Source organism: Pseudomonas sp. EZ-C24, from assembly GCF_014525325.1.
Lineage (GTDB): Bacteria > Pseudomonadota > Gammaproteobacteria > Pseudomonadales > Pseudomonadaceae > Aquipseudomonas > Aquipseudomonas shirazensis.
The window spans coordinates 322,010-341,605 of record NZ_JACDIU010000014.1 but is presented as its reverse complement, the minus strand read 5'-3'; the positions used below and the strand labels follow the sequence as shown (position 1 = coordinate 341,605).

17 protein-coding genes and 1 pseudogene are annotated in these 19,596 nt (G+C 63.5%); 11 read left to right on the top strand and 7 right to left on the bottom strand.

Going from position 1 to position 19,596, the window contains the following annotated elements; genetic code table 11:
• Nucleotides 1-27: 27 nt before the first annotated feature.
• The 7 genes from IDM28_RS10675 to IDM28_RS10645 all read right to left on the bottom strand — a co-directional run bounded on the left by IDM28_RS10675 (nt 28) and on the right by IDM28_RS10645 (nt 7,669).
• Entirely contained in the window at nt 28-918 is an 891-nt protein-coding gene (locus IDM28_RS10675) for a LysR substrate-binding domain-containing protein (RefSeq protein WP_101319216.1), read from the bottom strand.
• Between the two features lie 49 nt (nt 919-967).
• A complete protein-coding gene (locus IDM28_RS10670) occupies nt 968-2,407 on the bottom strand; it encodes an amino acid permease (RefSeq protein ID WP_188035880.1) in 1,440 nt (479 codons plus the stop codon).
• Nucleotides 2,408-2,549: 142 nt separating this feature from the next.
• Nucleotides 2,550-3,791, bottom strand: a complete 1,242-nt coding sequence (locus tag IDM28_RS10665) for a cystathionine gamma-synthase family protein (protein ID WP_150569312.1) — start codon at nt 3,789-3,791, stop codon at nt 2,550-2,552.
• 130 nt (nt 3,792-3,921) lie between these two features.
• Complete coding sequence (locus IDM28_RS10660; RefSeq protein WP_101319208.1) at nt 3,922-5,544, bottom strand: methyl-accepting chemotaxis protein; 1,623 nt, start codon at nt 5,542-5,544, stop codon at nt 3,922-3,924.
• A 120-nt stretch (nt 5,545-5,664) separates the two neighbouring features.
• On the bottom strand, nt 5,665-5,829 hold the full coding sequence (locus tag IDM28_RS10655; protein WP_150569314.1) for a DUF2256 domain-containing protein: 165 nt from the start codon (nt 5,827-5,829) through the stop codon (nt 5,665-5,667).
• Nucleotides 5,826-7,370 (bottom strand): cryptochrome/photolyase family protein, encoded by a 1,545-nt coding sequence (locus IDM28_RS10650; RefSeq protein WP_188035879.1) that lies wholly within the window; start codon nt 7,368-7,370, stop codon nt 5,826-5,828. Before IDM28_RS10650 ends, IDM28_RS10655 begins: the two co-directional genes overlap by 4 nt.
• Complete coding sequence (locus IDM28_RS10645) at nt 7,364-7,669, bottom strand: DUF6482 family protein (protein WP_101323011.1); 306 nt, start codon at nt 7,667-7,669, stop codon at nt 7,364-7,366. The genes IDM28_RS10650 and IDM28_RS10645 overlap by 7 nt, the downstream gene beginning before the upstream one ends.
• A 135-nt stretch (nt 7,670-7,804) precedes the next feature.
• Between IDM28_RS10645 and IDM28_RS10640 the strand changes: the two genes are divergently transcribed.
• From IDM28_RS10640 to IDM28_RS10595, 11 genes and pseudogenes are all read left to right on the top strand, one after another.
• The gene (locus tag IDM28_RS10640) at nt 7,805-8,020 is read left to right on the top strand and encodes a TIGR02450 family Trp-rich protein (RefSeq protein ID WP_101319202.1); all 216 of its coding nucleotides are present in this window, start codon (nt 7,805-7,807) and stop codon (nt 8,018-8,020) included.
• 142 nt (nt 8,021-8,162) lie between these two features.
• A pseudogene (locus IDM28_RS24210) lies at nt 8,163-8,663 on the top strand (PAS domain-containing protein); the annotation flags it as partial.
• 30 nt (nt 8,664-8,693) lie between these two features.
• On the top strand, nt 8,694-9,215 hold the full coding sequence (locus tag IDM28_RS24205; protein WP_224785536.1) for a methyl-accepting chemotaxis protein: 522 nt from the start codon (nt 8,694-8,696) through the stop codon (nt 9,213-9,215).
• A gap of 179 nt (nt 9,216-9,394) precedes the next feature.
• Nucleotides 9,395-10,294 carry a LysR family transcriptional regulator gene (locus tag IDM28_RS10630; RefSeq protein ID WP_188035877.1) on the top strand — a complete coding sequence of 300 codons (900 nt, stop codon included), beginning with the start codon at nt 9,395-9,397 and terminating at the stop codon, nt 10,292-10,294.
• A gap of 178 nt (nt 10,295-10,472) precedes the next feature.
• On the top strand, nt 10,473-11,363 hold the full coding sequence (locus IDM28_RS10625) for a LysR family transcriptional regulator (protein ID WP_188035876.1): 891 nt from the start codon (nt 10,473-10,475) through the stop codon (nt 11,361-11,363).
• Nucleotides 11,364-11,517: 154 nt separating this feature from the next.
• Nucleotides 11,518-11,976, top strand: coding sequence for a (2Fe-2S)-binding protein (locus IDM28_RS10620; RefSeq protein WP_150572621.1), 459 nt, complete (start codon nt 11,518-11,520; stop codon nt 11,974-11,976).
• A complete protein-coding gene (locus IDM28_RS10615; RefSeq protein WP_188035875.1) occupies nt 11,973-14,216 on the top strand; it encodes a xanthine dehydrogenase family protein molybdopterin-binding subunit in 2,244 nt (747 codons plus the stop codon). Before IDM28_RS10620 ends, IDM28_RS10615 begins: the two co-directional genes overlap by 4 nt.
• Nucleotides 14,217-14,238: 22 nt before the next feature.
• Nucleotides 14,239-15,585 carry a c-type cytochrome gene (locus IDM28_RS10610; protein ID WP_188035874.1) on the top strand — a complete coding sequence of 449 codons (1,347 nt, stop codon included), beginning with the start codon at nt 14,239-14,241 and terminating at the stop codon, nt 15,583-15,585.
• A gap of 107 nt (nt 15,586-15,692) precedes the next feature.
• Nucleotides 15,693-16,715: an XdhC family protein gene (locus tag IDM28_RS10605; protein ID WP_188035873.1), complete on the top strand. Its 1,023-nt coding sequence runs from the start codon at nt 15,693-15,695 to the stop codon at nt 16,713-16,715.
• Between the two features lie 86 nt (nt 16,716-16,801).
• The gene (locus tag IDM28_RS10600; RefSeq protein WP_150569323.1) at nt 16,802-18,451 is read left to right on the top strand and encodes an MFS transporter; all 1,650 of its coding nucleotides are present in this window, start codon (nt 16,802-16,804) and stop codon (nt 18,449-18,451) included.
• Entirely contained in the window at nt 18,448-19,590 is a 1,143-nt protein-coding gene (locus IDM28_RS10595) for an HlyD family secretion protein (RefSeq protein WP_150572626.1), read from the top strand. The genes IDM28_RS10600 and IDM28_RS10595 overlap by 4 nt, the downstream gene beginning before the upstream one ends.
• Nucleotides 19,591-19,596: the final 6 nt, after the last annotated feature.

Sequence of the window (19,596 nt, the reverse complement as noted above, 5' to 3'; positions counted from 1 at the left end):
CTCCTGATAAGAGCTACGCGATAAGGTCTACAAATGGCGATGGGCCTGTGCCACCAGCCAGGTGGAAAATGCGGCGGCCTCGGCGCTCAGGGTTTCGCCCTGGGCGCGGACCAGATAGAACGATTCGCTGGCTTCGATACGCTGGCTGAACGGCGCGACCAGCGCGCCAGACGCGAGCAGATCCTCGACGATGGATGAGCGCGCCAAGGCCACGCCCTGGCCCAGCTCAGCCATGCGCAGGGTGGAAACCATGGTGTCGAACTGCAAACCGCGCGAGTAATCCACGGCATCGGCACCGACTCGCTTGAGCCAATAGCCCCAGCCCTCTTCATAACCCAGCACATGCAGCAGCGCATGCCGGGCCAGGTCGCGCGGGTGTTGCAGGGGAGCGGCGGCGAGCAGCGCCGGCGAACAGACCGGTTGTAGCACATCCCAGGTCAAGCGCTGCGACACCAGCCCCGGCCAACTGCCGGCACCCCAGCGGATCTCCAGGTCATCTTCACCGTCAGGCTCTTTCACCCACAGGTTGCTGATGAACCGGATGTCGATCAGCGGGTGCTCTCGGCAAAAATCCGCCAGCCGCGGTGCCAGCCAGTACTGCAGAAAACTCAAGCTGCCACGCACCTTCACCGGGCGGCGCTGGTTGTGGCCGAAGATCTCGTTGGTGCCCACCGCCAGCCGGCTGATGGCGTCCTGCACCACCGGCAGGTAGGACTGGCCTTCTTCGGTCAGGCCCAGCCCGCGTGGCAGGCGCTTGAACAACGCGACCCCAAGGTGGCTCTCCAGCTGGCGGATCTGCTGGCTGACCGCGCCCTGGGTCAGGCACAGCTCCTCGGCCGCATGGGTGAAGTTGAGGTAACGCGCCGACACTTCGAACGCCCGCAGCCAATTCAGCGGCGGTAGGGTTTTTTGATTCATCGGCGCAACCTCTTCGGCAATTGACTGCGTGCACTATCGCTTGTGCGGCTCAGGCGGCGCTAGCCGGACGCTGCACGCCAGCCTCGGCGCGCAGGCGTTGCGCACGTTTGTTGCGGGTCACCCAGTAGACGAAGTAGCACCAGGCTATGAACGGCACGCCGAAGTACAGCGCTACCCGTTGCGCCGGGTCAAAGGCAATACCGATACAGGCCAGCAGGCAGCAAGCGATCGCGCCCAGGGGTACCCAAGGATAGCCGCGCACGCGAAAGTGCAGATCTTCGACCCGGCCTCCGTTGGCTACGTAATGGCGGCGGAAGGCAATCTGGCTGGCGGCAATGCTCATCCACACCACCACCACGGCCAGCCCCGAAATCGACACCAGTGCCAGGTACACGGTATCCGGCGCCAACACACTGCTGAGCAACGAGGCCACGGCCCCGGCCATGCTCAGGATGATCGCGTTGACCGGCGTGCCGCGGCGCGACAGGCGTGCATAGCACTTGGGCATATGGCCCTGATCGCTGAGGGTCCAGAGCATCCGCGAGGCGGCATACAGGCCGGAGTTGGCCGCCGACAGCAGCGCGGTGAGAATCACGAAGTTCATGATATCGGCCGAGTACGGAATGCCGATCAGCTCGAACACCAGCACGAACGGGCTTTCGACCAGGCCGGCCTGTTCGCGCGGCAGCAAGGTGGCGAGCACGAAGATGGTGCCGACGAAGAACAGCGCCAGACGCACGATGGTGGTGCGGATCGCCTTCGGCACACTGGTCTGCGGGTCGGCCGCTTCACCTGCGGCAATGCCGATCAGCTCGGTCCCGGAGAACGCGAACGACACCGCCAGCAAGGTCATGGCGATCGGCAGGAAGCCGGTCGGGAACAACCCTTCACGGGTAAAGTTGCTCAGCCCCGCGCCCTGCGCATGCTGCACATCGAACAGCCCGCAGATCGCGCCACCGCCGATGGCGATGAACACCACCACGGTCAGGACCTTGATCAGCGACAGCCAGAATTCGGTTTCGGCAAACAGCCGCACCGACACCACATTGCTGATGAACACCGCCAACGCAAACAGCGCGCTCCAGATCCACACCGGCGTTTCCGGGAACCAGCGCACCATCAGGATGCCGGCTGCGGTGAACTCCGAGCCGATGGCCACCGCCCAGGTCAGCCAGTACAGCCAGGCTACGGTGTAGCCGGTGCCGGGGCCCAGGTAGCGGGTGGCGTAGCTGCTGAACGAGCCGGTTTCCGGCATCTGCACGGCAAGCTCGCCCAGGCAGACCATGACCAGATAGACCATCACCGCGCCAATCATGTAGGCGATCACTGCGCCCAGCGGGCCGGCCTGGTTGACGGTGTAGCCGGAAGTGAGGAACAGGCCGGTGCCGATCACACCGCCCAACGCCAGCATGACGATGTGGCGGGTTTGCATGTCTTTGTTGAACGCAGGGCCGCTGCCGGCCTGTGCGTCATTGTGCTCAGAGTGCATGGTTTTATTCTCATGAAAGTGATGGCGAACACGTCCCGCCGCGATGACGCCACGGTGAGTTCGGCAGCCAGCAGTTGTTGTTATTGTCGGTTTTCATGAAGCGACCTGGCGACGTTTTTTATCGCCAGGCCTTGAGCTCTCGCTAGGCGTGCACTGCAGTGCACTGAGGTTGCGTACGCTGTCGCTCGCGCAACACGGTGCAGGCATCACGCAGGTCCGCGAGCAGGTCGGCGGTGTCTTCGATACCAACCGAGATGCGCACCAGGCCTTCGGAAATGCCCAGTGCCTGACGCTCTTCCAGGGTGTTTTCAACATGGCTGGTGGTGCGCGCCGGGCCATAGATGGTTTCGACCGCCCCCAGGTTGCCGGCACGGTGGGCGTATTTGAGCAGCGGCAGCAACTGCGCTACATCGCGCATGCCACCTTTGAGCACGAAGCTGACGATCGCGCCAAAGCCACGCATCTGCGCGCGGGCAATGGCATGCCCAGGGTGCTGGGCCAGGCCCGGGTAGTTGACTGCTTCGACCAAAGGCTCGGTGCACAGGTACTCCGCCAGCGCCTGGGCACTCGCTTGCTGCTGACGCAGGCGCAGGGCCAGCGTCTTGATCCCGCGGATGATCAGGTAGGCCGAGAACGGGTCCAGCGCGGCGCCATTGATTTCGCGGTAGTGGCGCACCTTGCTCATCAGTGCTTCAGCGCCGCAGGCAATACCGCCCAGCACATCGCCGTGGCCGGAGAGGAACTTGGTTGCGCTGTGCACCACCACGTCGACGCCAAGCGCCAGCGGGTTCTGGTTCAACGGCGTGGCGAAGGTATTGTCCGCCACCACCAGCGCCCCTACCCGCTTGGCGGCTGCGACCAGGCGGCGGATGTCCAGCACCTTCAGGGTCGGATTGGTGGGGGTTTCCAGGTACACCACGTTGCAGCCACGGGCGATCTCTCGCTCGATGGCCTCGGTGTCGTAGGTGTCGCACAGGGTTACCTCAACGCCCATTCGCGGCAGGAACTCTTCGAAGATCTTGTTGGTGCCGCCATAGCTGTCGCGGGTCGACACCACCCGTTGGCCACAGGCCAGCAGGCTGTGCAGCACGCCACTGATGGCGGCCATGCCAGAGCTGAAGGCGACTGCGGACTCGGCGGCCTCCAGCGCGCACAGCTTGTCTTCAAGCACGGCAACGGTGGGGTTGCTCATGCGGCTGTAGATAAACCCAGGCTGATTGCCCAGCGCCACGTCATACCAGGTATCGATATCGTCGTAGCCATAGGCGGCGCTGGCCACGATCGGTGTCTGGGTAGCGTTGTAAGGGTGGCTGACCTGCTCGCCGCCCCACACTACGCGGGTGCCGGCGCCGACCTTGGCGTCGAGGGTTTTCTTGTTGTTCATAGCCAGTCTCGCATCAAGGGAGCACGTCGGTGCTCCGTTTGGGTATGCGAGGACTATAGGGAAGGCCAGCAGCGCTGAAAAACGATGTAATGCTGGCCTGAGGGCGGTTTATTTTAATGGCTGGAGTGTTTCACAGCTGAAAGCGTTTCATCATCCCGTTCAAACCAATCGACAGGTTGGCCAGTTCCTGGCTGGCTGCGCTGATCTGGTCGGCGCCTTCCGAGGTCTGCAGGGCCAGATCGCGGATGTTCAGCAGGTTGCGATCAACCTCGCGCGCGACTTGCGCCTGCTCTTCGGTGGCGCTGGCCACTACCAGGTTGCGCTCGTGGATGGTCGAGGCACCGTTGGTGATCTCATCCAGCGCCTCGCCGGCCAACTGCGCCACTTCGAGGGTATGCGCAACCTGCTGACTGTTACTGAGCATCGAGTCGACCACCCGCGCGGTACCGGTGCGGATGGCATTGACCATTTCCTCGATCTCCAGCGTCGAGCTTTGGGTACGCGCCGCGAGCGCTCTGACTTCATCGGCCACCACCGCAAAGCCTCGGCCAGCCTCACCGGCCCGTGCGGCTTCGATGGCCGCATTGAGCGCCAGCAGATTGGTTTGCCCGGCAATCGCACCGATCACATCCAGCACCTTGCCCACCTCCTGCGACTGCACCGACAACGCCTCGATCTGCGCCGAGGCCTCCTGCACGTCATGGCGCATCTTGCCAATCGAGCGAATGGCTTCGGCTACCCGCTCGCGCCCGCGCTGGGCCGCTTCTTCGGACTCGCGTGAAATGCTCGAGGTGCTGACGGTGTTGCGCGCCACCTCTTCCACCGCCACGCTCATCTCGGTGACTGCCGTAGCGGCTTGCTGGATCTCGTCGGTTTGCCGGCTGAGGTCAGTGGAGGTCTGCCGAGTGATCGCCGACATCTGTTCACTGGCTGCTGCCAGTTGCTGGGACGAGTCACCGATCAGGCGCAGCGCATCCTTGAGGCTGGCCTGCATGGCCGCCAATGCACGCATCAACTGGCTGGCTTCATCGTTGCCGCTAGCCACCACCGCCTGCGACAGGTCACCGGCGGCGATGTCCTGGGCCACGGCAATCGCCGCACGTAGCGGGCTGACAATGCTGCGGGTGAGCAGCCAGGCCAGGCTGATTGTCAGGAGCAGCACCAGGCCGACCACGCTCGCAGTCAGCCACAAGGCGCGCTGATAGTCCTCGCGGGCCTCGGCGGTATGTGCGGCGGCCGCCTCGCTGCTGAGCTTGACCAGGCTGTCATACAGCTCTCCGGTGCGGGTGGAGATATCCTGCATGGTGCCGCTGAGCATGCCCTGCATCGGCTCCAGCCGATTCTGATCGGACAAGCCCTTGTACTGGTCGAGCAGTACCCGATATTGGCTGATCAATTGCTGCATCTCGGCAAACACCGGCTTGGCCTGCGCCGGCATCACCGCGCTGTAGCCCTGCAGGCCCTTGTCCAGCAGGCCTTTGAGCTCCTCCAGGCGCGCCAGGGTGGGCGCCAGTTGTGCAGGCTGACGGGCGATGGCCATGCGCATGGTGATGATACGCAGCCCCAGCATGTGGCTGCGCACTTCGCCAAGGTAGCGCGTGCCGACGTTGGTCACCTGTTCGGTGTACACCACCGCTTCGCGCATGGTGGAGATCTTGTTGATGGAAAACACGCCGAGGATCACCACGAGTGCGGCGATCAGGCTGAAACTCAAGTAAGAGCGAGTGGCAATATTCAAGTGGCGCAAGGACATGGCTAGACTTCCGAATGCGAAGGGTGAGCTGCACTACCCATTACGTTCGGCGCATTTTGGCCAAAATTGAGCGCTCAAAAGCGGATCATGCTCGATAATCGAACAGTTCCAGCGTGGCGCTCAGCAATCCGCCTGAGTGTCCTCGCCCGGGGCACTGCGCCGCGCTCGGCGGCAGCGCTCAGAGCAATATTTCACTTCATCCCAGCACCGCTCCCAGCGCTTGCGCCAGCTGAACGGCAAGCCGCAGACCGGGCAGACCTTTTGCGGCAGATGGGTTTTTTTCAAAGCGTTTCTCCTGCGTCGAGCCTGGCCAGCAGCGTCTCACCACGCTGCCACAGCGCTTTCCGGCGTTGCGGGTCCATCCCGGCCAGGCCGCGATAGACCTGCGCCAGCCGCGGGTTGAGCGCCAGTTGCTGTTCATGGCGCATGAGGAAGTGCCAATACAGCGCGTTGAACGGACAAGCCTGCTCGCCCAGCGAATGCTCGACCTGATAAACGCAGTTGCCACAGTAGTCGGACATCCGCTGGATATAGCGGCCGCTGGCGCAATAGGGTTTGGAGCCCAGGTAGCCGCCGTCGGCATGCATGACCATGCCCAGCGTGTTGGGCAACTCGACCCACTCGAAGGCGTCCAGATATACCGCCAGGTACCACTCGCAGATCTGCGCCGGGGCGATCCCGGCGAGCAAGGCAAAGTTGCCGGTGATCATCAGCCGTTGAATATGGTGTGCGTAGCCCAGCTCGAGGGTCTGCCCGATCGCCTGAGCCATGCAGCGCATGCCGGTGTTACCGGTCCAATAGAACTCGGGCAGCGGACGCTGGTTGCCAAAGGTATTGAGCTCGGCGTACTCCGGCATGCGCAGCCAATAGATGCCATGCACGTACTCGCGCCAGCCGATCAGTTGGCGGATGTAGCCTTCGGCCGCGTTCAGCGGCACGCGGCCCTGGCGGTAAGCGGTTTCGACATCGCTGCACAGCTGGCGCAAATCCAGCAGGCCGATGTTCAGCGCCGCGCTGATGCGTGAATGGAACAGGAACGGCTCACCTTCAGCCATGGCGTCCTGATAATCACCGAAGGCGGCCAGGCCGAAGTCGAGAAAGTGCTGCCAGAGCCCCTGCGCCTGGGCATGATCGACTGGGTAGTCGAAGCCGTCGACCTTGCCGTAGTGGCTGGCAAAGCGCTCGCGCACCAGCGCCACCACCGCTTGGGTGATCGCGTCTTGGCTGAACCGCGCCGGGAACGCCCCGCGCAGAGTGCGTGGCAGGCTCTTGCGGTTGTCGCGGTCAAAGTTCCAGGCGCCGCCCAGCGGGCTGCCATCGTCTTCGAGCAGCAGCCGGCAGCGCTTGCGCATCGACCGATAGAATTGCTCCATCCGCAGCTGCTCGCGGCCTGCCGCCCAGCGGGCGAAGGCCTGGCGCGAGCAGAGAAAGCGCCGGTCAGGGTGCCACACCTGAGCTACCGGGCAACTGCGTAACGCTTGCTCAAGGCGCCACTCGCCGCATTCGGTGAAGTGCACTTCGCTTGCACCAAGCTCGGCCTGCCAGCGTTGGACTTCGCCGGGCAGGCTATGGGTATTGCTGGAAGCATCGAGTTCAACATAAATCACTTGCCAACCATGCTCACGTAAAGCTTTAGCAAAGTGTCGCATCGCGCTGAAAATCATGATTATTTTTTGAGGATGATGCGGCACGTAGCTCGCCTCTTCCTGCACTTCAGCCAGCAGCAGGATGTCACGCTGCGGGTCCAGTGCCTGGATCGAACTCAGGTCGAATGACAGCTGGTCACCGAGTATCAGGCCCAGTCGCGGAGTACTTGCGGCTACCACGTCTGCTCCAGTGACAATGGCAGGCGCAATGGCTCGATCTGGCCTTCGCGCTGGCCGCACATCTCATCGTGGACTACATGCTGGACGAGCACACAGCGCATTGCCGGGAAGCCCGCGAGCAAACTGCGCAAGTGCGTCGACGAGCGCAGGTGCATCGGCCTGCCGCCCTCACCGGCCAAAGTCTGCAGGCCTGTTGCGGTACGCACCCTGAGCAGGTAAATGCCGCCCTCCAGGGACAGCAGCTCAAGCTCGTCGACTGAATCCGCATCAGCAAGACTTCGCAACTGCTGCAAGGTGATCGAGGTAGTACGGGTAGCGTCGGTCATGTGGGAGCTCCCTGTGACAAAATGGCGATTCTTGTACAATCCGCAATGCGTGTATAAGTCTATAGCCTAGACGCAAAGATATCAGCAGCCACCGCGCATGGAGCTCTCATGAACAGGTTCAACCCCCGCAAACTGGCGCTGTCGAAATGGACAGCACGCGCTCCGCAAAACCGCGAGAAGCACTTCATCGTCACCCAATTGCTGTGTGATGACGAAGGCACGCCGTTGCAAGTCGAGCTGCAGGCGGTGCTGACCGGGCGCAGTGAAGTGTTCGACTGGCAGGAACTGCGCGACTCCACCCGGTGGCTGCTGGGCTGGAAGTGAGCCTGACCGCGAACGGGACACTTAAGTTCTCATACTTGTACAACAATAAATATTTGTACAATTATTGGCGGTAGTGGCTTAATGGCACCTCCTGTGTGGGCACCGTGCCAACACGCAGATTTTGTCCCCGAGGCCCGCCGCCATGTTTATCCGCGCCAGCACCCACCAGCAGTTGTTGCATGCGGAACACACCCGTCAAGCCGCGCTCGAGGCCGAAGTGGCTGCGCTGCGCAAGACCGTCGCCACGCTTCAGTACGAGCATGGTGTAGCCCAGCAGCACGCCCAGGGACAGGCCAGCTTCATCAACGCCATTGAACGTTCGATGGCCGTCATCGAGTTTGCTCTCGACGGGCGCGTGATCAATGCCAACGCCAACTTCCTCAAGGTCATGGGCTATCGCCTGGATCAGATACGCGGTCAGCATCACCAGATGTTCTGCTCTGTCAGCGAAGCGAAAAGTGACGCCTATCGCGAGTTCTGGGCAGCGCTGAATCGTGGCACGTTCAAGGCAGGCCAGTTCCCGCGCCTGGACAGTCGCGGCGCCACGGTCTGGCTGCAGGCTACCTACAACCCGCTGTATGACGAGCACGGCAAGCTCTATGGCGTCGTCAAGTTTGCCAGTGATATCACCTCTGAGATCGAGCAGCGCGAGGCCGAATCGCAAGCTGCACTGGTGGCCTTCGAGACGTCGCAGCACACCGATGAGTGTACCCAGCAGGGTTCTGCAGTGGTGCAACAGACCGTAAACATGGTGCAGAGCATTGCCGACGAGCTCACGCAGATGGGCCAGGCGATCAGTGCGCTGAGTGAGCAGTCCGAGCAGATCGGCACCATTGTCGATGCTATCCGCAGCATCGCCGAGCAGACCAACCTGCTGGCCCTCAACGCGGCAATCGAAGCCGCCCGCGCCGGCGACCAAGGCCGCGGCTTTGCCGTGGTCGCCGATGAGGTGCGCAACCTGGCGCAACGCACCAGCAAGGCCACCGTGGCGATCAGTGAAGTGGTCGGCAAGAACCGCGAACTGGCCCGCCAGGCTGTGGCGAGCATGCAGGCGAGTACGCTGAAGACCGAGCAAGGTGTTGAGCTGGCGCACAAGGCTGGCGCGGTGATCGAGGATATTCAGCACGGTGCGCAGCGGGTGGTTGAAGTGATTGGCCAGTTCGCCCAGCGTCTGGAGCAACGCCAGCAACGCTGATCTTGGGGCCGCCAAGTGATCTCTCATTGCCAAACGAGCGAAACCAGCGGCCTGAATCGTCATGCCTCTTATAGGCAGCGCCTAGCCCTATCTGCTCACTCCAGCGCTCGATCAGAACGCTGTTCATCGTCAGACCATCCCTGTAGTTTGCCCGACAGTTCTCCAGTGAAGTGCCCTCCATGGACCCCAAGACTTTGCGCGATGCGTTCTCCGGCCTGAGTGTGTTCTTTGCCGTCGCGCACGCGCGCAGTTTCACCAAAGCGGCAGCGCGGCTGGGTGTGTCACAGACAGCCGTCAGCCACGCCGTACGCGCCCTGGAAGCCCGCCTGGGCGTCAGCCTGCTGTCACGCAACTCGCGCAACGTGACGGTGACAGAGGCCGGCGAGCAACTGCTGGCGAACGTCGCACCGCAATTCGAGGCCATCGATATGCAGTTGCAGGCGCTGACCGAGTTGAGCAACAGCCCTACCGGCACGATCCGCATCACCGCCTCCGATCACGCCGTGCGGGCGGTGCTGATGAGCAAGCTCAAGCTGTTTTTGCCGGCACATCCGGGGATCAAGGTCGAGCTGTCGACCAACAGCGGCTTTGTCGACATTGTTGCCGAACGTTTCGATGCCGGGGTCAGGCTCGGCGAGGCAGTGGCGCAGGATATGATCGCCGTGCGCATCGCTGCGGATGCGCCCTATGCAGTTGTCGCTACCCCGGCTTACCTGCAGCATCACGGTATGGCGCACACACCAAGCGACCTGTTGCAGCACAACTGCATCAACCTGCGCCTGCCGACGCGGGGCAATTTATGGGCGTGGGAATTTGCAGTCGATGGCCGCGAAGTCAATCTGCGTGTGGACGGGCAACTGATCTTCAACAACACCTCCGACGCCGTGGAAGCCGTCCTGGCCGGGCTTGGCGTCGCCTATCTGCCTGCGGAACTGGTCGAGCAGCATGTGCAGTCCGGGCAGCTGCTGCAGATGCTCGAAGACTTCAGCCCGGTGTGGCCCGGCTTACACCTTTATTACCCCAGCCGACGGCAACCGTCAGGGGCGATGGCCCTGCTGATTGCGGCACTGCGGGTCTAGTCAATTACCCTGCCCGGCTCGCCAAACGTGCTCCAGCCACGCACGCTGCACCGGTATTTATCAACCAAGCTCATAGCTGCATGCAGTTTATGCAGGTTTCTAGTGCCGCCCATCCCGCCTACAGTGTCGTCTCTGCGCCAATTATTAGCGCACACCACTGGATTTCAGGACTGCTGCAATGGCCAGAGAGCACTACAGCCAACTTCAGGCGTTGATCGTTGTTGCCCGCGAGCGCAGCTTCACCCGCGCCGCAGCACAGCTGGCCATGTCGCAATCGATGCTCAGCCACACCATCCGCGACCTGGAAACGCGCCTCGGTGTGCGCCTGCTGACGCGCACAACGCGCAGCGTCTCGGTTACCGAGGCAGGCGAACGCTTGATCGCCGAGGTGGCACCGCGCCTTGAGCTGATCGAAGCACAACTGCACGCGGTCGTCGAACTCGGCGACATGCCCAGCGGCACCGTGCGCATCACCGCCAGCGACCATGCCATCGACAGCTTGCTCTGGCCAAAATTGCAAAGCCTGCTGGCGCGCTACCCGCGCTTGAACCTGGAGCTGCACAGCGATTACGCCTTCTCCGATATCGTCCAGGGCCGGTTTGACTTTGGCGTACGCCTGGGGGACAGCCTGGGCAAGGACATCCGCTCGGTGTGCATCAGCCCGGACATGCGCCTGGCAATCATCGCTGCGCCCGCTTATTTCGCCGAACGGCATATGCCAGAAACCCCGGAGCAACTCAGCCAACACGCCTGCATCAACCTGCGCCTGCCAACCCAGGGCAACCTGTATGCCTGGGAGCTCAAGCACGGCGAGCGCGAAATCAGCGTGCGGGTCGAGGGCCGGCTGGTGTTCAACGGCATCTACCAAGTGCTCAATGCCGCCCTCGACGGCCATGGCCTGGCCTATGTCCCACACGATCTGGCTGCCGCCCATCTGGCGGCTGGCCGGGCTGTGCCCGTGCTTGAAACGTGGTGGCGCAGCTTTCCTGGCTACCACTTGTATTACTCGGCGCAGCGCGAGACCTCACGCGCCATGCAGGTCGTGATCGAAACACTGCGCCTGAACTGAATCAAATGAGCAACACCGCCGACCGCTTGAGCAGCCGCGGGCTGCGCCTTGACCACCTTGTGCTAGTTTTTCCGCATGGGGTGCGCAGGGCCTGGGGCATTGGCGGCCTGATAAAAACTAAAGATCCATCCAACCGACTGATTACGGGTGAGCCATGCAGCTTCGAATCAACCAAAAGACCTACGAGGTCGATGCCGACGCGGATACTCCACTGCTGTGGGTAATCCGTGATGACCTGGGCATGACCGGCACCAAATACGGCTGCGGCCTGGCCCAATGCGGCGCCTGTTCAGTGCTGGTCGACGGCAATGTGGTGCGCGCCTGCGTGACGCCGATTGCCGGCGTGGTCGGGCGTGAGGTCACCACCATCGAAGCCATCGAGGCCGACGCTGTCGGCAAGCGCGTGGTCGCTGCCTGGGTCGACAAACAGGTCGCACAGTGCGGCTACTGCCAGTCCGGCCAGGTCATGGCCGCCACTGCCCTGCTCAAGCACACCCCCAAGCCCAGCGATGAGCAGATTTCTGCGGCGATGATCAACCTCTGCCGCTGCGGTACCTACAACGCGATCCATGACGCCGTGCATGCACTGGCCAAGCAGGAGGACGTGGTATGACCAAGCCTGTCGTCTACCCCGCCGATCTGCTCGCGCTCGATCAACCGGTCAACCTGTCGCGCCGGCGCTTTCTCGCCGGCAGCGCCATTGGCGCTCTGGTGCTGGGTTTTGGCCTGCCGCTAGGCGCTTCGCGGGTACAAGCCGCTGCAGCGGCAACCCCAGCGCTGGGCACTCAGGTGCCGGCGTTCCTGGAAATCCGCCCAGACAACAGCATCCGCCTGCTCAGCCCGTTCATGGAAGGCGGCCAAGGCACCTTCACGGCGATGGCGCAGATTGTCGGCGAGGAGCTGGATGCCGATCCTGCCACCTTCCTGGTCGAAGCCGCGCCGCCCGGTGAAGCTTACGTGGTGCTGGAAAACGGCATGCGCATTACCGGCGGGAGCATGTCGGTGCGCCTGAGCTACCCGGTCATGCGGCGCCTGGGCGCCCTCGGCCGGGCCATGCTGGTGCAGGCCGCCAGCACCAAGCTGGGCGTACCGGTCAGTGAGCTGAGCACCGAGCCGGGTCGGGTCATTCACGCCAGCTCCGGCCGTTCGCTGAGCTACGGTGAGCTGGCCGGCGCGGCCATGGACCTGCCGGTGCCCGATCCGGACAGCATTACCTTGCGTGACCCGAGCCAGTTCCGCTGGATCGGCAAGCCGGTCAAGCGTGTCGACGCCTACGACAAATCCACCGGCAAGGCGGTCTACGCCATCGACCTGAAAGTCGACGGCATGCTCCACGCCGCCGTGCAGCACGCGCCACGCCTGGGCATGACCGTAGCTGGTGTGCGCAACGAGGCGCAGGTCAAGGCCATGAAGGGCGTGCACTCGGTGCATCAGCTGCCGGGCGCAGTGGCAGTGGTTGCCGAGCGCTGGTGGCACGCCAAGCGCGCTGCCGAAGCGCTGCAGGTGCAATGGCAGGAGCCGACTGCGGACTCCAAGGTGCGGCCGATGCCGGCGGACTTCTCCAGCGACGGCTTCCGCGAGCACCTGGCGGCGCAGACCGGGCCGCAGCGCGAAGAAGAGCTTGAAGGCGATTTCAGTAAAGCCCTGGACGGCGCCAAGACCAAGGTCGAGGCCACTTACCACAATCAGTTCGTCAACCACGCGCAGCTGGAGCCACCTTCTGCACTGGCCCGCTACAACGACGATGGCTCGCTCGAAGTCTGGCTGCCGAACCAGGCACCCGACATGTTCCGCGCCGACATCGCCAAGCGCACCGGCCTCGATCTTGCGCAGATCACCCTGCACTCGCCGCTGCTCGGTGGGTTCTTTGGCCGGCATTTCCTCTACGACAGCGCCAACCCCTATCCGCAAGCGATCGCCCTGGCCAAGGCCGTCGGCCGGCCGATCAAATTGATCTGGAGCCGCGAAGAAGAATTTGTCCGCGACGTGCTACGGCCGATGGCGGTGGTCAAGTTCCGTGCCGGGCTGGACGCCAACGGCATGCCGGTGGCAATCGAAGCTGTCAGCGCTACCGAAGGCCCGACCGAAGCAATCGCCGGCAGCCCAGCGGAAAAAGGCGACCCGACGGCACTCGAAGGTTTGTCTGGCAAGTCGTACGCGATCGCCAACCGTCGCGTCGCGCAGATCTACGTCAAGGGCCCGGCAATGCTCGGCTACTGGCGCTCGGTGGGCAACTCGATGAACGACTTCTTCTATGAAGCGTTCCTCGACGAACTGGCCGACAAAGGCGGCCAGGACCCCTATGCCCTGCGCATGCACCTGCTGCAGGGTAACCAGCGCCTGAGCACCCTGCTCAAGGCGGTGGCCGATCTGTCTGGTGGCTGGAAACGGGGCCCGTTCACCGCCGAAGACGGCAGCAAGCGCGCCCGCGGCGTAGCCATGGCCTCACCGTTTGGCTCGCATGCAGCAGTAATCGCTGAAGTCTCGATCGAGAACGGCCAGGTCAAAGTGCATGACATCTGGCAGGCCATCGACCCTGGCAGCATCGTCAACCCAGCCATCGTCGAGGCTCAGGTCAACGGCGCGGTCTCGCTGGGGCTGTCGCAAGCCTTGCTCGAAGAAGCGGTGTATGTCGATGGCAAGCCCCGCGCGCGCAATTACGACCTGTATCCGATTCTGCCAGCGGCGCGCATGGCCAGAGTGCATGTACGCATCGTCGAAAGTGGCGAGAAGATGGGCGGCATCGGCGAACCACCCTTGCCTGCGGTCGCACCGGCAGTCGCCAATGCGGTAGCGCAGCTGACCGGCCAGCGCATCCGCAGCATGCCACTGTCACGCTATACCTTCAGCTAAGCTGGCCCAGGACGACCTGCACATGACTCGAAAAAGCCTTGCAAGACCCTTGGCCCTGTTCGCCGTGCCGTGCCTGATAGCGGCCGGCCTGCTGGCCTGGTACGTCACCCGTGAACCGGCCTCGCCGTTTACCGCTACAACCCAGAGCAACACCGATCCGGCCTTGGTCCAGCGCGGGGAGTACGTCGCCCGCCTCAGCGACTGCGTGGCCTGCCACAGCCTGCCGGACGCCGCGCCGTTTGCCGGCGGGCTGAAGATGGCGACGCCGCTAGGGGCGATTTACGCCACCAACATCACTCCCGACCCTGATCATGGCATTGGCAAATACAGTCTGGCCGAGTTTGACCAGGCCGTGCGCCACGGCGTTGCGCCCGGCGGGCGCCGGTTGTACCCAGCCATGCCATACCCGTCCTATTCCAAGCTCAGCGACGAAGACGTGCAGGCGCTGTACGCCTTCTTCATGCAGGGCGTGCAAGCAGCCAACCAGCCCAACAAGCCCGGGGAAATCCCCTGGCCGTTGAGCCTGCGCTGGCCAATTGCACTGTGGAACGGCCTGTTCACCGAGGCCGAACCCTACGCCGCCAAGCCTGAGCAGAATGCCCAGTGGAACCGTGGCGCCTACCTGGTGCAGGGCCCCGGCCATTGCGGCAGTTGCCATACCCCACGCGGCATCGCCTTTGATGAAAAAGCCCTGAGCGAGCGCGGCGCTACCTTCGTCTCCGGGGCCTTGCTCGACGGCTGGTACGCGCCGAGCCTGCGCAATGACCACAACACCGGCCTGGGCCGCTGGAGCGAAGCCGACATTGCCCGCTTCCTCAAGACCGGGCGCAACCAGCATGCGGTGGTCTACGGCTCGATGACCGAGGCCTTCAACAACTCGACGCAGTTCATGAGCGATGAAGACCTGGCAGCGATCGCCCACTACCTCAAGTCGTTGCCGGGCGACCCGAAACGCGATGGCCCGCCTTGGCAATATCAAGCCGTATCGGCAGCGCAGCAGCTGGACAAGCCCGGAGCGCATACCTACGTCACCGCCTGCGCCAGTTGCCACGGGCTGGATGGCCGCGGTCAGGCTGAATGGATGCCGCCACTGGCCGGAGCGACCTCTGCGCTGGCCGAGCACAACGCCTCGGCCATCAACATCACCCTCAACGGTGCCCAACGGGTGGTTGCCGCCGGCGTACCGGATGCCTACCGCATGCCGTCATTCCGCGAGCAGCTGAGCGATCAGCAAATTGCCGAGGTACTGAGCTTTGTCCGCAGCAGTTGGGGCAACACCGGCACCGCAGTGCCCGCCAAGGACGTGGCCAAGCTGCGCGAGCACACCGACCCGGCCAGCAGCAGCCCGATCATCCTGCAGATGCGTTGAAAGGAACCTCAAGCATGCTGCGATGCTCAGTAAGACAGGAGTGCTCGCGGGGCGATTACCGTCAGCGAGCATGACTGCATAGTGCACAAACAGATCAAGGAACACCGATGGAAAGCATTGACCTGATGGTCCTGCGCACCGCCCGCGACTGGTTGGCGGCTGGCGAGCAGGTGCTGCTGGCGACCGTTGCCCGCACCTGGGGCTCGTCGCCACGCCCGGTCGGCTCGATGATGGCCCTGCGCGAGGACGGCCGGGTGATCGGCAGTGTTTCCGGCGGCTGCATCGAAGATGACCTGGTCCACCGCTACACCCGCGCCTACGGTGGCAGCGGTGTGAGCGACGGTTTGCCGCAGGTGGTGTGCTACGGCGTCAGCGCCGATGAAGCCCACCGCTTTGGCCTGCCCTGCGGCGGCACCCTGGAGTTGGTGCTCGAATTCAACCCGTGCCATCAAGCCCTTGGCCTGCTGCTGGAGCGGCTGGATGCAGGCGGCCTGGCCCGACGCAGCCTGGATCTGGCCAGCGGCACGGCGACGCTGGAACACACGTCGACCCCAGAGCAATTCAGCTTCGACGGCGCGCGCATGGTCAGCACCCTTGGCCCTGGCTACCGGATGTTGCTGATCGGCGCCGGCGCTTTGGCCGAGTATGTGGCTACCATGGCCCAGTTCAATGGTTTCAAGGTCACCGTGTGCGATCCGCGACCGGAACACATGGCGGGCTGGAGTGTTGCCGGTGTCGAGCAGGTGGTGGGCATGCCGGATGACGTGGTGCGGGCGTTCGTGCCGGACCTGCGCACCTGCATTCTGGCCCTGAGCCACGACCCCAAGCTGGATGACCTGGCCCTGCTGGAAGCCCTGCACAGCCCGGCGTTCTATATCGGCGCGATCGGCTCGCGGCGCAATAGCCAGCAACGACGTGAGCGATTGATCGAGCACTTTGGCGAAACCGAGGCGTCACTCAAGCGGTTACACGGCCCCATTGGCATCTATATTGGCAGCAAGACCCCAGCCGAGATCGCCGTGAGTGTGATGGCGGAGATTCTCGCGCGCAAAAACAACGTCGAACTGCCGGGCGAGCTGTCGGTCACCGAAGCCAAACGCGCGCAAGAGCTTGAGTTGCTGGCCAGTTGAGCAGCACTAAAATTGCAGCAGCAGCTTCACCCGCTTGACCGATCTGACGTACAGTTTCGCAAGTAGACCAAGGCCAAGCCCTTCCGATGGACAAGTACGCCCCACGCCAGTGGCTCCCCCACGAAAAGCCGACCATTCCCGGCTCGCCGTCGACCCCGCTGCATCCACCTCTGACTCGCCTCGCCTACGGCGCGGTGGGCCTGCTGGTGGCTATCACCGGCGGCCTGGGCAATGCTCTGGTGACCGCCAACCTGACCTTCCTGCAAGGCGCGCTCGGTGCCACCAGCGCCGAAATGGCCTGGCTGCCGGCGGCGTTCGTGATGACCAACGTGTCGATGAACCTGCTGCTGGTGAAGTTTCGCCAGCAGTTTGGCCTGCGCGCGTTCACCGAAGTGTTCCTGGTGCTGTATGCACTGGTCACCTTCGCCCACTTGTTCGTCAACGACATCAACTCAGCCATCGCCGTGCGCGCAGCCCACGGTATGGTCGGGGCAGCGCTGAGCTCACTGGGCCTGTACTACATGATTCAGGCCTTCCCCGAGCGTTGGCGACTCAAAGCCATGGTGCTCGGCCTGGGTGCGTCGCAGCTGGCGATACCGCTGGCGCGGATCTTCTCCGAAGACCTGCTGCAGATTGCCGAATGGCGCGGTTTGTACATGTTCGAACTGGGCCTGGCGCTGACCGCGCTGGGCTGCGTATTACTGCTGAAGTTGCCGCCCGGCGACCGTTTCAAGACCTTCGAGCCGCTGGATTTTCTCACTTTTGGCCTGATGGCCAGCGGCACCGCGCTGCTCTGCGCCGCGCTGTCGCTGGGGCGCATCGAATGGTGGCTGGACACGCCGTGGATCGGCATGGCGCTGGCGGCCTCGATCGGTTTGATCTGCGCCGGGCTGGCGATCGAGCACAACCGCAGCAACCCGTTGTTGATGACCCGCTGGCTGAGCAGCGCCGCGGTGATCCGCCTGGCACTGTGCGTGATCCTGATCCGCATGGTCACCTCCGAGCAATCGACCGGCGCGGTGGGCTTTCTGCAAACGCTCAACCTGGGCACCGAGCAGCTGCGCAGCCTGTATGGGGTGATGCTGCTGGGCGCCGTGGCCGGGCTGGTCACCAGTGCCCTGACCATCAACCCCAAGCACCTGGTGCTGCCGCTGTTCGGCTCGCTGGCGCTGATGGCTGTCGGCGCCTACATGGACAGCAGCTCGAGCAACCTGACCCGGCCAGCGCAGATGTACCTGAGCCAGTTCATGCTGGCGTTTGGCAGCACCTTCTTCCTCGGCCCATCGATGGCGTTGGGCATCGGCCACGTGCGCGCCAACCCGCGCAACCTGGTCAGCTTTTCGGTACTGTTCGGGATCTGCAACAACCTCGGCGGCTTGCTTGGCGCGGCCTTGCTCGGCACCTTCCAGACCGTGCGCGAGAAATTCCACTCGAGCAACCTCAGCGAACAGCTGAGCCGCCTCGAACCCCTGGTCAACGCTCGGGTCCAAAGCGGTGGCGGCAGCTATGCTGGAGTCATTGCCGACCCGGCCCTGCGCACTGAAGTCGGCACCCGCTTGTTGGCCAATGCCGCCACCCGCGAAGCCAACGTGCTGGCTTACAACGATGTATTCCTGCTGATCGCCGGGATTGCCATACTGACCATGCTCTGGATTTCGCTGCGCAGCCTGTGGGTCTGGCACACGACCCGCCAGGCGGCCCTTTCCGACTCAACCCGCGGCGCTTCGAATCAATGAATGAAGAAACACCGATCACCTCTACCAATGCCATTGCCGAAACTCCGGAAGGTCAGACCCCGCCCACGCAGCCAAGCAACCCCGGCGGCTCGCGACGAGTGCGGGTATTGTCTGTGCTGACCTTTGCCGGCGTGGCCCTGGCCGGCATCCTGCTGGTGCTGTATGCCTGGCAACTGCCGCCATTTGGCAGCGATATCGAGAGCACCGAAAACGCGCTGGTGCGTGGCCAGGTCACGCTGATCGGCCCGCAGCTGTCCGGCTATGTCGTCGAAGTGCCGGTGCAGGACTTCCAGTACGTCAAGGCCGGCGACCTGCTGGTGCGCCTTGATGACCGCATCTACACCCAGCGCCTGGCCCAGGCCATTGCGCAATTACAGCAACAGCAGGCCGCGCTGGCCAACAACCTGCAGCAGCGCAAGAGCGCCGAGGCGACCATCGTCCAGCGCCAGGCGGCGATCACCGATGCTGCCGCCCAGGCCGACAAGAGCCAGGCTGACCTGCGCCGCAATCAGGCGCTGGTCAGCGACGGTTCGGTATCGCGCCGGGAGCTGGATGTCAGCCGCGCCAATCATGCAGCATCAGTGGCAAGCCTGGCCCAGGCCAAGGCCGCGCTGGAGATCGCGCGCCAGGACGTACAGACAGTGATCGTCAACCGCGCCTCGCTGGAAGCCTCGGTAGAAAACGCCAAGGCCGCGGTCGAGCTGGCCCGCATCGACCTGGACAACACCCGGGTCACCGCACCGCGCGATGGCCAGCTCGGCCAGATCGGCACGCGCCTGGGTGCTTATGTCAATTCAGGTGCGCAGTTGATGCCGCTGGTGCCGGACAACCACTGGATCATCGCCAACATGAAGGAAACCCAGATGGCCAAGGTACGCATTGGCCAGCCGGTGACCTTCAGCGTCGATGCGCTCGATCACTTGAAACTGCGCGGCCACGTGCAGCAGATCTCACCCGCGACCGGCTCGGAGTTCGCCTTGCTGCAAGCCGACAACGCCACCGGCAACTTCGTCAAGATCGCGCAACGGATCCCGGTGCGGATCACCGTCGACCCGGACCAGCCCGACGCCAAGCGTCTGCGCCCGGGGATGTCGGTGGTGGTCGGCATCGATACCCGCGCCGAGCATTCAAGCGACTAGGATGCG

Coding starts and splice junctions, on each gene's coding strand:
- IDM28_RS10675 (WP_101319216.1), bottom strand. CDS start 918: ATGAATCAAAAAACCCTACCGCCGCTGAATTGGCTGCGGGCGTTCGAA.
- IDM28_RS10670 (WP_188035880.1), bottom strand. CDS start 2,407: ATGCACTCTGAGCACAATGACGCACAGGCCGGCAGCGGCCCTGCGTTC.
- IDM28_RS10665 (WP_150569312.1), bottom strand. CDS start 3,791: ATGAACAACAAGAAAACCCTCGACGCCAAGGTCGGCGCCGGCACCCGC.
- IDM28_RS10660 (WP_101319208.1), bottom strand. CDS start 5,544: ATGTCCTTGCGCCACTTGAATATTGCCACTCGCTCTTACTTGAGTTTC.
- IDM28_RS10640 (WP_101319202.1), top strand. CDS start 7,805: ATGAACAGGTTCAACCCCCGCAAACTGGCGCTGTCGAAATGGACAGCA.
- IDM28_RS10630 (WP_188035877.1), top strand. CDS start 9,395: ATGGACCCCAAGACTTTGCGCGATGCGTTCTCCGGCCTGAGTGTGTTC.
- IDM28_RS10625 (WP_188035876.1), top strand. CDS start 10,473: ATGGCCAGAGAGCACTACAGCCAACTTCAGGCGTTGATCGTTGTTGCC.
- IDM28_RS10620 (WP_150572621.1), top strand. CDS start 11,518: ATGCAGCTTCGAATCAACCAAAAGACCTACGAGGTCGATGCCGACGCG.
- IDM28_RS10615 (WP_188035875.1), top strand. CDS start 11,973: ATGACCAAGCCTGTCGTCTACCCCGCCGATCTGCTCGCGCTCGATCAA.
- IDM28_RS10610 (WP_188035874.1), top strand. CDS start 14,239: ATGACTCGAAAAAGCCTTGCAAGACCCTTGGCCCTGTTCGCCGTGCCG.
- IDM28_RS10605 (WP_188035873.1), top strand. CDS start 15,693: ATGGAAAGCATTGACCTGATGGTCCTGCGCACCGCCCGCGACTGGTTG.
- IDM28_RS10600 (WP_150569323.1), top strand. CDS start 16,802: ATGGACAAGTACGCCCCACGCCAGTGGCTCCCCCACGAAAAGCCGACC.
- IDM28_RS10595 (WP_150572626.1), top strand. CDS start 18,448: ATGAATGAAGAAACACCGATCACCTCTACCAATGCCATTGCCGAAACT.